The sequence below is a fragment of the Flavobacterium cheniae genome (genome assembly GCF_004363695.1).
Classification (GTDB): domain Bacteria; phylum Bacteroidota; class Bacteroidia; order Flavobacteriales; family Flavobacteriaceae; genus Flavobacterium; species Flavobacterium cheniae.
Window position 1 is genome coordinate 782,392 of the sequence record NZ_SNZC01000001.1, and the last position, 15,236, is coordinate 797,627.

Annotated in this window: 18 protein-coding genes; 11 read left to right on the forward strand and 7 right to left on the reverse strand. The window is 31.3% G+C overall.

Features of this window, described 5'->3' with window-relative positions:
* Positions 1-5: 5 nt before the first annotated feature.
* The gene (locus C8D80_RS03760; RefSeq protein WP_133607510.1) at positions 6-287 is read right to left on the reverse strand and encodes a hypothetical protein; all 282 of its coding nucleotides are present in this window, start codon (positions 285-287) and stop codon (positions 6-8) included.
* Positions 288-462: 175 nt separating this feature from the next.
* A complete protein-coding gene (locus C8D80_RS03765) occupies positions 463-1,137 on the reverse strand; it encodes an OmpW/AlkL family protein (protein WP_133607512.1) in 675 nt (224 codons plus the stop codon).
* A gap of 140 nt (positions 1,138-1,277) precedes the next feature.
* On the opposite strand from C8D80_RS03765, the gene smpB reads away from it, so the two are divergent.
* The gene (smpB, locus tag C8D80_RS03770; protein ID WP_133607514.1) at positions 1,278-1,730 is read left to right on the forward strand and encodes an SsrA-binding protein SmpB; all 453 of its coding nucleotides are present in this window, start codon (positions 1,278-1,280) and stop codon (positions 1,728-1,730) included.
* 10 nt (positions 1,731-1,740) lie between these two features.
* Positions 1,741-2,103, forward strand: coding sequence for a helix-turn-helix domain-containing protein (locus C8D80_RS03775; protein WP_133607516.1), 363 nt, complete (start codon positions 1,741-1,743; stop codon positions 2,101-2,103).
* Here C8D80_RS03775 and C8D80_RS03780 read toward each other — a convergent pair whose 3' ends face one another.
* Positions 2,104-2,745 carry a protein-L-isoaspartate(D-aspartate) O-methyltransferase gene (locus tag C8D80_RS03780; RefSeq protein ID WP_133607518.1) on the reverse strand — a complete coding sequence of 214 codons (642 nt, stop codon included), beginning with the start codon at positions 2,743-2,745 and terminating at the stop codon, positions 2,104-2,106.
* A gap of 98 nt (positions 2,746-2,843) precedes the next feature.
* Here C8D80_RS03780 and C8D80_RS03785 point away from each other — a divergent pair, with 98 nt between their 5' ends.
* The 9 genes from C8D80_RS03785 to C8D80_RS03825 all read left to right on the forward strand — a co-directional run bounded on the left by C8D80_RS03785 (position 2,844) and on the right by C8D80_RS03825 (position 11,185).
* Positions 2,844-3,815 carry a Gfo/Idh/MocA family protein gene (locus tag C8D80_RS03785; protein WP_133607520.1) on the forward strand — a complete coding sequence of 324 codons (972 nt, stop codon included), beginning with the start codon at positions 2,844-2,846 and terminating at the stop codon, positions 3,813-3,815.
* A 27-nt stretch (positions 3,816-3,842) separates the two neighbouring features.
* On the forward strand, positions 3,843-4,733 hold the full coding sequence (locus tag C8D80_RS03790; protein WP_133607522.1) for a 3-hydroxyacyl-CoA dehydrogenase family protein: 891 nt from the start codon (positions 3,843-3,845) through the stop codon (positions 4,731-4,733).
* A gap of 73 nt (positions 4,734-4,806) precedes the next feature.
* Positions 4,807-6,027 carry a DUF1015 domain-containing protein gene (locus C8D80_RS03795; RefSeq protein ID WP_133607524.1) on the forward strand — a complete coding sequence of 407 codons (1,221 nt, stop codon included), beginning with the start codon at positions 4,807-4,809 and terminating at the stop codon, positions 6,025-6,027.
* 85 nt (positions 6,028-6,112) lie between these two features.
* A complete protein-coding gene (locus tag C8D80_RS03800; protein WP_133607526.1) occupies positions 6,113-6,637 on the forward strand; it encodes a hypothetical protein in 525 nt (174 codons plus the stop codon).
* The gene (locus C8D80_RS03805) at positions 6,622-7,281 is read left to right on the forward strand and encodes a YggS family pyridoxal phosphate-dependent enzyme (RefSeq protein WP_133607528.1); all 660 of its coding nucleotides are present in this window, start codon (positions 6,622-6,624) and stop codon (positions 7,279-7,281) included. The genes C8D80_RS03800 and C8D80_RS03805 overlap by 16 nt, the downstream gene beginning before the upstream one ends.
* Before the next feature lie 40 nt (positions 7,282-7,321).
* On the forward strand, positions 7,322-8,683 hold the full coding sequence (locus C8D80_RS03810) for an exonuclease domain-containing protein (protein WP_133607530.1): 1,362 nt from the start codon (positions 7,322-7,324) through the stop codon (positions 8,681-8,683).
* An 18-nt stretch (positions 8,684-8,701) separates the two neighbouring features.
* Positions 8,702-9,529, forward strand: a complete 828-nt coding sequence (locus C8D80_RS03815) for an ion transporter (protein ID WP_133607532.1) — start codon at positions 8,702-8,704, stop codon at positions 9,527-9,529.
* Position 9,530: 1 nt separating this feature from the next.
* Positions 9,531-10,457 carry a tRNA (adenosine(37)-N6)-dimethylallyltransferase MiaA gene (miaA, locus tag C8D80_RS03820; RefSeq protein ID WP_133607534.1) on the forward strand — a complete coding sequence of 309 codons (927 nt, stop codon included), beginning with the start codon at positions 9,531-9,533 and terminating at the stop codon, positions 10,455-10,457.
* Between the two features lie 2 nt (positions 10,458-10,459).
* The gene (locus C8D80_RS03825) at positions 10,460-11,185 is read left to right on the forward strand and encodes an acyl-[acyl-carrier-protein] thioesterase (protein WP_133607536.1); all 726 of its coding nucleotides are present in this window, start codon (positions 10,460-10,462) and stop codon (positions 11,183-11,185) included.
* Positions 11,186-11,215: 30 nt separating this feature from the next.
* On the opposite strand, the gene C8D80_RS03830 is transcribed toward C8D80_RS03825, so the two are convergent.
* From C8D80_RS03830 to C8D80_RS03845, 4 genes are all read right to left on the reverse strand, one after another.
* Positions 11,216-11,914 (reverse strand): response regulator transcription factor, encoded by a 699-nt coding sequence (locus C8D80_RS03830; protein ID WP_133607538.1) that lies wholly within the window; start codon positions 11,912-11,914, stop codon positions 11,216-11,218.
* Positions 11,915-11,932: 18 nt separating this feature from the next.
* Positions 11,933-13,516 (reverse strand): sensor histidine kinase, encoded by a 1,584-nt coding sequence (locus C8D80_RS03835; protein WP_162845030.1) that lies wholly within the window; start codon positions 13,514-13,516, stop codon positions 11,933-11,935.
* 71 nt (positions 13,517-13,587) lie between these two features.
* Positions 13,588-14,175, reverse strand: coding sequence for a dephospho-CoA kinase (coaE, locus tag C8D80_RS03840; protein WP_133607540.1), 588 nt, complete (start codon positions 14,173-14,175; stop codon positions 13,588-13,590).
* 3 nt (positions 14,176-14,178) lie between these two features.
* Positions 14,179-15,177, reverse strand: coding sequence for a glycosyltransferase (locus C8D80_RS03845; RefSeq protein ID WP_133607542.1), 999 nt, complete (start codon positions 15,175-15,177; stop codon positions 14,179-14,181).
* Positions 15,178-15,236 lie beyond the last annotated feature (59 nt).

The window sequence follows — 15,236 nt, forward strand, 5'->3', positions numbered from 1 at the left end:
TATAGTTATACAATTTTGTGAATTCTATTTACAGGTATCACAACTCCCTGTTTAAGTATTACTCTACTATCAGTAACGCCCCAAATAGTAGTTTCTACCATTTTTTTTGATATATCATCCTCAAAGTAAATTTTAATTTTAACATGCTCCAAATTACCTAAGGAAAGCGCTCTGTCTAAATCGTTTTTACGTCCAGATATATCTTCTTTATCTTCTAATACATCCGATTTTGGAAAATTTAAAGATGCTATTAATTCTTTGTCTATTAATTCAAATGCTGTATTCATAGTTTAATTAGTTAGGTTAGTTTCATAAAATTAAAAAAAAAACTAAATAAAGTCACTTTTTTTCTCTTTTATTTCAAACCTAAAAATAACTTCAAACAATTAACAAAATACATGCCAAAAAAAGAGACTACTTTTCAGCAGTCTCTTTTTCGAATAAAACTATCTAATAAACAGTTTAGAACTTCATACCAACACCTACCCCAATTAACCATGGATTGATATCAACTTCTGCTGGAATACTTAATCCTGGTGCTAAATTTGAAGCATCAACAGTTACGTCAGTACTTAAAAACAAACGTTTAGCATCAAAATTTATGAAAAAAGTATCATCTAACATTAAGTCAAAACCTACTTGTGCAGCATAACCTAAAGCATTATCATAGTCTACACCTGCAACATCACCTGATTTTACGTTGTAGAACAATGTATAATTTACACCAGCTCCAATATATGGTTTAAAAACTTTTTGGTCTGAAGTATAAAAATGGTATTGAGCAGTTAATGTTGGAGGCAATAACCAAACGCTTCCTAAATTTACATCACCCGCAAGTGTATTAATTGCTTGTACATCATGTTTTGCAGTTCCTAAAATTAATTCTGCAGCAAAATGTTCTGTAAAGAAATATGTGAAATCTAATTCAGGGATTAAAGCATTCGAAATAGCAACATCACCATCGATAATACCAATTTTAGCACTTTCGTCTGGAGCAACTCCAACAGCTCTTAAACGAACTTGCCATCTTTTAAATTCATTTGATTTTGATTCTTCTTTTGTTTCGTTATCTTGTGCATTTACAAAATTTACTGTCATTAAAGACATTGCCATTAAAGCAAAAACTATTTTTCTCATTTTTATTTAGTTTAAAAATTATGTGTCAAAGATATTTAGATGTAAAAACCTAAAAACTGATATAAATCATAGATTAAAAAATATTTATATGTAATTATCGTTTTAAAATGCTACAATTTTGATTTACATTTGTGGTCCTTATGCAAAAGACAGTTAACATACTTAATAAACGTGCTAAATTCGATTACGAAATTTTAGACAAATACACCGCTGGAATCGTTTTAACCGGAACCGAAATCAAATCGATTCGTTTGGGGAAAGCTGCTATTACTGAAAGTTTTTGCGAATTTAATGATGGTGAGTTATTTGTAATTAACTCGCACATCGAAGAATATTTATACGGAACACACTACAATCATAAAACGAAAAGTGAGCGTAAACTTCTTTTAAACAAGAAAGAATTAAAGAAATTATTCAAAGATTCTGATAACAAAGGGTTGACAATTGTGCCACTTCGTTTGTTTACCAATGAAAAAGGATTGGCTAAATTAGATATTGCCTTATGTCGTGGTAAAAAGAATTACGATAAACGTGAATCGTTGAAAGAGCAAGATACTAAACGCGATATAGCCCGAATTAAGAAAAGTTTCTAATCATACTTTTATGAAAGAAATTTTAAAACAAGCCCGAATAGAAAAAGGTCTTTCCACTAGAAAGTTAGCGGAACAAGCAAAAATCGACCAAGCTTTAATTAGTAAGTTTGAAAACGGATTTCGCATTCCAACAAAAAAACAAATCCAAACGCTAGCTCAAATTTTAGAAATCGACATAAAGCCTTTATTAGTAGCTTGGTACAAAGTAAAGCTAGACCATAATTTCGATTTAAATCCATTTGCCATTCAAGCCATTACTGAAATTCTTCAAGAAAAAGGCATTGAAGTTGGGAATTCATCTAAAGAAAAAGAAATTACTTCCATCTTAGACGAATTGGAAGTTTTGAAACAAAAATTAACGAATCTTCGCTAATTAATTTTTGTTTTCTAAAAGCGGTACAAATCGGAAATCACCAAATTCATGCTTCTCGAATTGTGTTTCGTTTTTACGAATCAACAACGTCATGATTTGTTCTTTTTCACCTACTGGAATTACTAACCTTCCTCCTATTTTCAATTGTGCCATCAAAGGTTGTGGAATAAAAGGAGCTCCAGCCGTTACAATGATACTATCAAAAGGAGCATAATCAGGTAAGCCTTTATAACCATCTCCAAAAGATAAAAATTTAGGTCGAATGTGCAACTTAGGTAACAAATTAGAAGTTACTTTAAACAATTTATTTTGTCTTTCTACCGAATATACTTTGGCACCCATCAAACATAAAACAGCCGTTTGGTAACCACTTCCGGTTCCAATTTCTAAAATTTTATGATCTTTTTCCACTTCTAACAACTGAGTTTGAAACGCCACAGTATACGGTTGCGAAATGGTTTGACCTGCTCCAATAGGAAATGCCTTGTCTTGATAGGCAAAATCTTCAAAACTAGAATCTAAAAACAAATGGCGCGGAATTTTACCAATAGCAGCTAACACGTTTTTATCGGTAATTCCTTTGTCTTCCAACTGTTTTACGAGCTGATTTCTAAGTCCTTGATGCTTATTAGTATCTTTCAATTTGGGTACGAATTTATTTTGTAAAAATAGAAAACAAATTGTCAATTATCAATTAAGATTTATCAATTAATTTCTATTTTTGTTGAAAATACTTTTTTATGCTTAAAGTTGGAGTTTTAGGTGCTGGTCACCTTGGAAAAATACATTTGAGATTATTAAATCAATCTGAAAAATATGAATTAGTAGGCTTTTACGATGCTTTTGAAGAAAACGCCAACAAAGTAGCAGCCGAATTTGGTTATAAAAAATTCGATTCTATTGCCGAATTAATTGCCGCAGTAGATGTGGTAGATATTGTAACGCCAACCATGCAACATTTTGATTGTGCAAAACAAGTTATTGAAGCTGGAAAGCATATTTTTATCGAAAAACCAATTTCAAACACAGTAGCAGAAGCAGATGAAATTATCGCTTTAGCTAATAAATACAATGTAAAAGGGCAAGTTGGACATGTAGAACGATTCAACCCAGCGTTTACTGCTGTGAAAGATAAAATCAAAAATCCAATGTTTATTGAAACGCATCGTTTGGCAGAATTTAATCCTCGTGGAACAGATGTTCCTGTGGTTTTGGATTTAATGATTCACGATATTGATGCTATTTTGAGTGTTGTAAAATCGAAAGTAAAATCAGTAAATGCAAGTGGAGTTGCTGTAATTTCTGATTCTCCAGATATTTCAAATGCACGTATTGAATTCGAAAACGGTTGTGTAGCGAATATTACTTCAAGCCGTATTTCTATGAAAAACATGCGTAAATCGCGTTTCTTCCAAAAAGATGCTTACATTTCTGTTGACTATTTAGATAAAGTATGTGAAATCGTTCGTATGCAAGATGCGCCAGAAGTTCCAGGTGATTTTGATATGATTTTACAAAATGCAGAAGGTGTAAAAAAACAAATCTATTTTGACAATCCACATGTAGATGCCAACAATGCCATTTTGGACGAATTAGAAACATTTGCTGATGCTATCAATAATAACACCACACCCATCGTAACGTTAGAAGACGGAACCGAAGCATTACGTGTGGCGTATCAGATTATTGATTGTATGAACGCTAGAAAATAAAAAACCAAACAAACCTAAAATAACAAAATGAACACAATAGCTGTAATTGGAGCAGGAACTATGGGTAACGGAATTGCTCATACTTTCGCGCAAAGCGGATTTACCGTAAAATTAATCGATATTTCAGACAAATCATTAGAAAAAGGAATGGCAACTATTGCTGCAAACCTTGATCGTATGGTAACAAAAGGAACTATTACGGAAGATGATAAAATCAAAACCATAGGAAATATTATTACGTATACTGACATCAAAGACGGTGTTGTAGGTTGTGATTTAGTAGTGGAAGCCGCTACAGAAAACGTAACTTTAAAAATGAACATCTTTAAACAATTGAGTGATGTTTGTGACCATAACGTAATTTTAGCTTCTAATACTTCTTCAATTTCTATTACGCAAATTGCAGCACAAGTTGTTCATCCTGAAAGAGTAATCGGAATGCACTTTATGAATCCGGTGCCAATTATGAAATTGGTTGAGATTATCCGTGGTTATTCTACTTCTGATGAAGTGACTAAAATCATCATGGATTTATCAGTTAAATTAGGAAAAACTCCAACAGAAGTAAACGATTATCCAGGTTTCGTAGCCAACAGAATCTTAATGCCAATGATTAACGAATCTATCGAAACGTTATACAACGGTGTTGCTGGTGTACAAGAAATTGACACCGTGATGAAATTAGGAATGGCTCACCCAATGGGACCATTACAATTAGCTGACTTCATTGGATTAGATGTTTGTTTATCTATCCTAAACGTAATGTACGACGGATTCAAAAATCCAAAATATGCACCATGTCCGTTATTAGTAAATATGGTAATGGCTGGAAAATTAGGAGTTAAATCTGGAGAAGGTTTCTACGATTACTCAGAAAGCAAAAAAGCAGAGAAAGTTTCGAAACAATTTTCTAAATAATTAACAATGGATAATTGATAATTGATAATTTTTGTAATTGTCCATTGTTAATTATCCATTATCAATTGAGTAAATGGCTAAAATAAAACCTTTTAAAGCAGTTCGTCCGGTAGCAGATAAAGTTGCCTTAGTTACTTGCAGAACGTACGACGATTATAGTTCGGCTGAGCTTGCTGCTTGGTTGGATTTTAATCCGTATTCGTTTTTGCATGTGATTCATCCTGCTTATGCTAATGCACAAAAAGTGTCATTGGAAAAGCGTTTTAAAGCCGTTGCTAACAAATATCAAGATTTTAAACACGACCAAATTCTGATTGAAGAAGAACATCCTGTTTTTTATCTGTACGAAATCCAGTCAAAAGGACAAACTTTTACTGGAATTATTGCCGGAACTTCGGTTAAAGATTACCAAGATAACGTCATCAAAAAACACGAAGACACCTTGCAATATCGCGTGGAATTGTTCAAAGATTATTTACATCAAACGAATTTTAACACCGAACCCGTTTTAATTACGTATCCCGATAGTGTGGAAATCAATACGTTTATTGCGTTGCGAAAAAAGAGTAAACCTGTTTACGAATATTCGACTACCAATAAAGAAAAACACACGCTTTGGAAAATTGATACGCAATCAGAAATCGATTGGCTACAAGAACATTTCGAAAAAATTCCGAATTTATATATTGCAGACGGGCATCATCGTTCGGCTTCAGCGGAATTATTATACGAGCAAGACAAACATTTAGGCAACGAAAATCTGAATTATTTCATGAGTTTTTTAATTGCTGAAAGTAACGTCAAAATTTACGAATTCAACCGATTGATTCGCGATTTGAATGGTTTGAACAAAGAAGAATTCATCAAAAAATTATCCGAAAATTTTATCATCAAAGCAAAAGACCAAGAAATTTGGAAACCTCAAAACAAGTTTGAATTTGGAATGTATTTAGATGGTAGTTTTTATGCTTTATTTTACAAACACGAAAACCACATTGCTACAACTGTTTTAGATGATTTAGATGCCCAAATTTTATACGATAAAGTATTATTTCCAATATTAGGCATCGAAGATTTAAGAAACGACGAACGCATTGATTACATTCCAGGAAAACAATCCATTTCGGTAATAAAAGACTTAATAGACGAAGGCGAATTTGAAGTTGGTTTCATGCTCTACCCTTCCGACATCAATGAAATCAAAGCTTTAGCTGATAACAATTTAATCATGCCTCCAAAATCTACGTACATTGAACCGAAGTTTAGAAGTGGTTTGGTGGTGTATGAGTTGTAGGTTTTTTTAGAAAAAAGAAGCAAGAGAAAAGAAAAAAGACACAATTTTGTCATTCTGAACTTGTTTCAGAATCTATTTTATATTTATGAAAATATTTGAAACAGAAAGTAAAAAATTCCTTTTAAGATTTTGGAATAAATTTAAATTATATATTTTACCTTTAATTATTGTTTTTATATTACTTTTTAGTAAACAAATAAATCTAAATAGCTACTTTTTATTCATTCTAACATTATATCTAATTTTTACTGTTTTTTACTCAATAATTTATTCAAAAAATGAAATTTACAAAATATGCTTTGATGAAAATAAATTAACTTTTTTCGGGAAAAAATATAATACCATTTGGCAAGAAGATTTTTTAATTTCAGAATCAGACATTAAATTGAAGGTCATTTCTAGTAGAAGATATTGTGATAAGGTTTATTATTTAAATATACAAAATAGAAACTCAAAATATTTGATCAACTATGATAACAATTGGAAACAAATTGAAGTTTTAAATATTTTCAATACTTACAAAGAATTAAAGAATGAAAAAATAATAATTGATGAACATCTAATTTTAAATTCATTAATAGATAAAATAAAAAAATGTCAATCTCAATAAACCTCAATAACATAAAATCCCAACTTCCACCTCACGTTACATTGGTTGCGGTTTCAAAAACCAAACCTGTGGCTGATTTAATGGAAGCTTACAATGCTGGGCAACGTATTTTTGGAGAAAACAAAATCCAAGAAATGACCGATAAATGGGAAGTCATGCCAAAAGACATTGAATGGCATATGATTGGTCACGTGCAAACCAACAAAGTCAAATATATGGCACCTTATGTGAGTTTGATTCACGGAGTTGATAGTTTGAAATTACTGCAAGAAATCAACAAACAAGCTGCTAAAAACAATCGTGTAATTGATTGTTTGTTACAAGTATATATTGCCGAAGAAGAAAGCAAATTTGGATTAGACGAACAAGAATTGGAAGATATTTTATCTTCTACTGAATTCAAACAATTAAAAAACATCAGAATCGTCGGTTTAATGGGAATGGCAACGTTCACCGAAAATAAAAACCAAATCGAAAAAGAATTCAAACATTTGAAAACGATTTTTGACAAATATAAAAAACTGAACACTGAACACTGTCAACTGAACACTCTTTCCATGGGCATGTCGGGCGATTATCAACTCGCAATTTCATGCGGAAGTACCATGGTTCGAATAGGAAGTAGTATATTTGGATCCAGATAAGAGAAAACTATTCACTAATTACCAATCACTATTTACTAACTTGTACTGTATACTCGACATAGAAACCACTGGAGGCCAATTCAATGAAGAAGGAATTACCGAAATCGCCATTTATAAATTTGATGGTCATGAGGTAGTGGACCAATTCATTAGTTTGGTCAATCCTGAAAAGCCAATTCAACCTTTTGTGGTGAAATTGACTGGGATTAACAATGCCATGCTTCGAAGTGCTCCAAAATTCTATGAAGTTGCTAAAAGAATTATCGAAATTACTGAAGGTTGCGTTATTGTAGCACACAACGCTTCATTCGATTATCGTATTTTAAAAACCGAATTCCGACGTTTGGGTTACGATTTTAAAAAGCAAACGCTTTGTACTGTTGAATTAGCTAAAAAGTTAATTCCAGAACAAGAATCGTATAGTTTAGGAAAATTAGTTCGTGCTTTAGGAATTCCTATGGCAGATCGTCACAGAGCTAGTGGTGATGCCATGGCAACTGTAAAGTTGTTTAAAATGTTGATGGTAAAAGACGTTGAAAAAGAAATCGTAAAAAGTTTTATTAAGACGGAAATCAAATCAGGAATTTCTCCAAAACTATTGGATATTGTCGAAAATTTACCTTCAAAAACGGGAATTTACTACATACACAATGAGAAAGGCGATTTGATTTACATTGGTAAAAGTAAAAACATCAAAAAACGCGTCAACCAACATTTCACAGGAACTTCAAGTAAAAGTAAAAAAATACAACGCGATGTATTTGCTGTCACAGTTGAAGAAACCGGAAGCGAGTTAATTGCACTTTTGAAAGAAAGTGAAGAAATTAAAATCAATAAGCCAATTTATAATAGAGCGCAACGTAAAAGCATTTTTCAATATGCCTTATACATGCATAAAAATGAAGAAGGCTATTTAGCTTTAAGTGTTGAAAAAGCAGATGGTCGTAAAAAAGAAATTACATCTTTCACAACCTTACAAGAAGGAAGAAATGCTTTATTTAAAATTACAGAAAAACACAATTTATGCCAGAAAATCAATGGTTTATACATCACAAAAAACGATTGTTTTCAGCATAAAATAAAAGAATGCAATGGTGCTTGTATTTGCGAAGAAACTCCAGAAAGTTATAACGAAAGAGTAACCGAATTTATAGAGGAAAACGCTTTTGAAAACAACAATATGATTATCATTGATCGCGGTAGAACTTTTGATGAAAGAAGTGCCGTATTAATTGAAAATGGTGTTTACAAAGGCTATTGCTTTTACGAATTAAATTATCAGATTACGAACATCGATATTTTGAAAAACATCATTATTCCAATGCAACATAATAGGGATATTAAAACGATTATTCAAAGCTATTTACGCAAAAACAAGGTTTACAAAGTAATTAAGTTTTAATTGCTTAATTTTGTTGTTATGAGTGAAATTAAGTCAAAATACGAAAATTTTAAACAAAAAGCCCACATTATCATCTACGGCACTAATACAGTAGCTGGTCGACTTTTTGATTTAATTTTGTTAGGCTTAATTTTACTAAGTGTTGTATTAGTAATGCTAGAAACCGTAAAAGGATTTGATGCAAAATATCACGCTTATTTAGTATTTTTTGAATGGGTAATTACTGTATTTTTTACTTTAGAATACATTTTACGAATTATTACCATCAAAAAACCAATCAATTACGTTTTGAGTTTCTACGGAATCATCGATTTGATTGCGATTTTACCTATGTATTTATCCTTTTTCATTACTGGAACCAGTGTATTTGCAGTAATTAGAGCATTACGATTGTTACGATTATTCAAGATTTTAAATCATCCCCAATTCAATAATCAATCTACACATTTAAAAGAATCATTAATTGCTAGTCGAGGCAAAATATTGATTTTCATGTATTTTATGTTAATTAGCACCATAATTATTGGTTCTGTAATGTATGTTGTTGAAGGAGAAGCAAGCGGATTTACAAGTATTCCAATGGGGATTTATTGGGCAATTGTAACTTTAACAACCGTTGGTTATGGAGATATTTCACCCGTTACGCCACTCGGTCAATTTTTAGCATCGTTTGTAATGATAATGGGTTACGGAATTATCGCGGTTCCTACCGGAATTGTCTCTGCAGAATTTGCTAAAAACAAACCAACTGTAAAAGAAAGTGAAACCAAAGTGTGTCAAAATTGTGGAAGTCACGAACATTATGTAAACGCGAAGTTTTGTCAAGATTGCGGACACGAATTATAAAATGAATTACCTAATCACTATTATCGGGCCAACAGCCATCGGAAAAACGGCGCTAAGTATTGCTTTAGCACAACATTTTGGTTGCGATATTATTTCGTGCGATAGCCGTCAGTTTTTTAAAGAAATGAAAATTGGTACGGCTGTTCCAAGTGATGAAGAATTAGCTGCGGCACAACATCATTTTATTCAAAATAAATCGATTTTTGAATCTTATTCTGTTGGAGATTTTGAACAAGAAGCTTTAGCTAAATTGGACGAATTATTTCAGAAAAACAACATTCAAATTATGGTCGGTGGTTCTGGTTTGTATGTGGAAGCGGTTTTGAAAGGATTTGATGATTTTCCTGATATTGATAACTCAGTTAGAGATGAAATAAATGCAAAATTTGATAGTTTAGGAATCGAATATTTACAACAACAATTACAAGAATTAGATTCGGAATATTACCAAAAATTACAATCAGAAAATCCGCAAACGTTACAAAATCCACAACGTATGAAACGCTTTGTAGAAGTTTGTATTGGAAGTAGAAAACCGTATTCGAGTTTTATTGGAAAACGAAAAAATGTGATAAACTTCACTCCTATTATCATCGGTTTAGAAGCCGACAGAGAAATCATGTACAACAGAATCAACCAACGCGTTGATATTATGCTAAATGAAGGACTTTTAGCCGAAGCGCAAGCATTGTATCCAAACAAACATTTAAATGCGTTACAAACCGTTGGTTACAGAGAATTATTCGATTATTTTGATGGAAAAACAACATTGGATTTCGCCATCGAACAAATCAAAATGAACACACGCCGCTTTGCTAAACGCCAAATTACCTGGTTTAAACGAACTGAAAATGTGAGTTGGTTTGATTATTTGACTAATAGAAAAGAGATTATTACAATAATAGAATCACAGATTCAAAAACTATAAAAATGCCCATTTCACCCAACTTTACTTCCATCTTAGAACAAGAATACGAAATCAACTTTTTACAATGCTATCCAAATGGTTTGTTGAAATATACCGATTTATGCAATATTTTTCAAATCACAGCCGGAATTCATGCCGATTTAGGTGGAATTAGTTTTAGTGATATGCAAGAACATCACCAGGCTTGGGTAATGAGTAAAATGCGTTTGGAAATTATCAGTTTACCGAAATGGAAAGAGAAAGTTACCGTAAAAACTTGGATAAAATCATTGGAAAATTCGCGTTCAACTCGTTGTTTGGAATTGTATCGAGGTGATGAAAAATTAGCAGGTTGCGAAACGTATTGGGCAGTTTTAAATACTCAAATCAGAAGACCTGAAAATTTAGCTTTACCACACGAACATTTCATTAAATATCCAGAACACAGCGCAACTGAAAAATCGGTTCAACGAATTAATTTAGATGTTCCGTTTGAAAAAATAACAGATTACAAAGTTCAGTTATCAGATTTAGATATTGTAAATCATGCAAACAACGTAAAATACTTAGAATGGTGTCTGAACACAATGGATAAAAAGTTCATTTTAAAACAACACATAAAAGGTTTTGAAATGAATTTCCTAAAGGAATTGAATTTAAATGACGAAGTTATCATTTCGAAAAACGAAAATACCTATACGATTTCTAAAGAAGATAAAATTTGCTTCGCATTAGAAATAAACGAATAAAAAAAGTCCTGATTGCTCAGGACTTTTTTGTTATTTTTTGATTACTAATCTAAAACCTTCTCCGTGAATGTTTAAGATTTCTACGTTTTCATCTTGTTTCAAGAATTTTCTCAATTTAGCGATGTAAACATCCATACTTCTTGAAGTGAAATAGTTATCGTCTCTCCAAATTTTGGTTAACGCTAATTCTCTTGGCATTAAATCATTTTCGTGAAGTGCTAACATTTTTAATAATTCGCACTCTTTTGGAGATAATTTAATTGGTTCTTGTCCTGGAAAAGTTAAGAAACGTAATTTTGAGTTTAAGTGGAATTTACCAATTTCGAACTCAAATTTAGTTGTATCTGGTTTTACTTCTGATGCTTTTCTTTGGATAATCGCTTTAATTTTCATTAAAAGTACTTCCGAATCAAACGGTTTGTTTAAATAATCGTCTGCTCCTACTTTATATCCTTTTAAAACGTCTTCTTTTAACGTTTTAGCAGTTAAAAAGATGATTGGCACTTCTTGGTTTTTCTCACGGATTTCTCTCGCTAAAGTATAACCATCTTTATAAGGCATCATAACATCTAAGATGCATAAATCAAAAGTATCTTTTTTAAATTTTTCAAATCCTTCCATTCCGTTTTTTGCCAACGTAACATCAAAATCATTTATCATTAAATAATCTTTAAGTACGGCGCCAAAATTGGGATCGTCTTCAACTAATAATATTTTCTTTGCTTCCATAGTAATTGTGTGTATATTTTAATTTATTAATGGCAATTTTATAATAAAGGTACTACCCTTTCCTTTTTCACTTTCAACAAAAATTTGTCCGTTGTGATCTTCTACAATTTGTTTTACGTAAGACAAACCTAAACCATGCCCTTTTACGTTATGCAAATCACCAGTATGTTCTCTGTAAAATTTTTCAAAAACTCTTTTTTGAGCCACTTTACTCATTCCTGCTCCTTGATCTTGAATTTTTATTACAATAAAATCTTTAATATTTTCTGTAAACACATCAATGATTGGAGCTGCTGGCGAATATTTAATCGCATTATCCAATATATTTACCAAAACATTGGTAAAATGAACTTCATTTAAAAGAATGGTATTTCGTTGTGCATTAAAATGCTGGTGAACTTGGCCTTCTCTATCTTCTACAATTAAACTAACATGTTCAATTGCGTCTTCTATAATTTCAGTAACATCTCTTGGTTCTTTTGAAATGTCTAACTCATTTTTCTCTAATTTAGAAATTCGCAACACATTTTCCACCTGAGCGTGCATACGTTTGTTTTCTTCTTTTATCATTTGAAGGTAACGTTGTACCTTTTCCTTGTCGTCTATAATTTTAGGGTTCTTAATAGCGTCTAAAGCTAAATTTATTGTAGCAATAGGCGTTTTGAACTCGTGTGTCATGTTATTAATGAAATCGGTTTTGATTTCAGAAATTTGCTTTTGTTTGATTAACTGATTTAAAGCACTTGAATACGTTAAAACGATAACCAAAGTAAACAACAAAGACAAACTTGATATTCCAATCAACGATGAAAAAACGAATTTATTTTTATGAGGAAAACTCACTAACAATTGATACTTTGAAAGTCCTTCATTGTCTTGAAAAACTGGAATTCCATATGTGGTATTGATGTCGTATTTAAAATCTTCTGAACGTACTTTTGTTGCTAAACCGTTACTATAAATTCCAAACTCAAATGGCGTTTCTACTCCATATTTATTGAGTTCAGCTTTTAAATATTTTCCTAATTGTTCAGTTGAAACTCTTTCTTGCAAGGGTTTTAAAGACACGACATCTTTAAAAGCTACTTCAAAATTTGCTTTATCTAAACTAGAAACACTACCTGATTTTTTTACAGTAACATCTGGAAAAGAACGCATTTGTAAACTTCCATCATTTAATGTGTTCCCGTTATAAATTTCTGTTTTTCTCTTAGAAACTACGTTTCCAAAATTAACTGAATTAGCATTTTTATCAAAGAACGAACCGTTTATACCGTAGTTTTCTGCCACTAAAGTATTGGTATAAATTATAGTTTCATTTGTTTTTTTATCGCGTTCGTAGAAATAAATTTCTTTTAATTCGTCTTCTTGTGGAACTTTACCTGTACTATCAATAATTTTATTGTAGTGATTATAGAAAGCAACTAACTCTTTTTCTTTTATCGTGTTGGAAACATTCCCTAAAACTTGCTGAACATGATACTTGAATTCCTCTTCATTTTTATCCAATGAAGTAGAAATCCAATATAATTGAACTAAAATGATTCCTATTAATGACAAACTCATTAAAAAGACCAATAATCTAAACCTTGATTTATTCATCGAAACAAATTTAACATTTTAACATTTATTGTTAAAATACATTAACCAAAGATTAACATATGAACAAATTTTTATGTTTTTGCTAATATTTTAAGAATTTCGTCAATTTTTAAGAAAGTATTACTTAAATCAATATTTTCTATGATAAAATCACTCAATTCTTTCTTTTTTGCCTCAGGAAGTTGATTATTAATTCTAACTAAAATGTCCTTTTTTGTTAAATTATCGCGTTTCATAGCTCTTTGAATCCTAAGTTCTTCGGGTGCAGTAATTAAAATAACTTTATCACATTGTTTATTTCCACCTGTTTCAAATAAAATAGCAACTTCTTTAATTACAAAAGGAAATTTTTCATGCTTTTTGACCCAATTTTTGAAATGATTATGTACTTCGGGATGTACAATGGCATTTAATTCTTTTAATTTACTTGGATTATTAAAAACGAATTCGCCTATTTTTTTTCGATTTAACGTTTTATCAGCATTAAGAACAGATTCATCAAACAAATTTTGAATTCTTTGTTTCACATCTGCATTTTCCATTATTTTTTTGGCTTCATCATCGGCAATGTAAACTGGAATTCCTTTTGAAGCAATGTAATTTGCTACAGTAGATTTTCCACTTCCTATACCACCTGTTAAACCAATAATTTTTGTCATAACTTATTTCTTAAAAAACAACTCTGGAAATGCTTTTTGAGGCTCTTGTTTTAACACCTCAACTTTATAGTAGGAAAGTAAAAATCCCTTTCCATAACCATAAAACTGAATTACCGCAGCCCATACTGAATATAACGCAATTTTGATACTTTTATTGGTTAGTAGTGAATTTATGAAAAGCATAAAAAAGTACAATCCATACAAACCGATAAAAAAGTAGATATTAAAAAAAGCTACTAAAACAGAAAATAGAAATCCTAATAAAAACAAGCTTGGAAACCAAAATGTGATTTTTTTATGTTCTGGATACCATGAATTTAGAATAGGTCGTGCTTTTCCAAATTTATTGACTTGAATTTGGAATTTTTCCCAACTGATTCTTCTTTTATGATACACAAATGCGTTTTTGATTAACTTGGTTTTAAAACCTAAATTCCACAATCGGATAGACAAATCGGGATCTTCACCTGGGTGGATATTTCCAAATCCGTTTGAAGCTTCAAATGCCTTTTTAGATAATCCCATATTAAAACTTCTAGGTTGAAATTTATCTACTTTTTCGCTTCCGCCTCTAATTCCTCCGGTAGTTAAGAAAGAGGTCATGGTAAAATTAATTGCTTTTTGTATGTCTGAAAACGAGTCCAAAGCAGCATCAGGACCACCAAAACAATCTACATATTCTGACTCTAAACTTTGCTGAACTTGCGTTAAATAATCTTGAGGAATAATACAGTCTGAATCTAAAATGATAAAATAATCACCTTTGGCAACTTTCATTCCGTAATTGCGGGAATCACCAGGACCTGAATTTGGTTTGAAGTAATAGGAAATAGTTAATTTATCAGTATACTTTTCAATTATATTCTGACAAGGAATGGTTGAACCATCTTCTACAATTACTACTTCAAAAGGAATAGTAGATGTAAACTTAGTTAAGCTTTCAAGCAATTCATCAATCTCATCTGGTCGGTTATACACCGGAACTATAAACGAAAAATACATCTAATTTTTTTTACAAAACTACATAAATTTTAAAGATTTTATATAGTAGTTTTCTAATC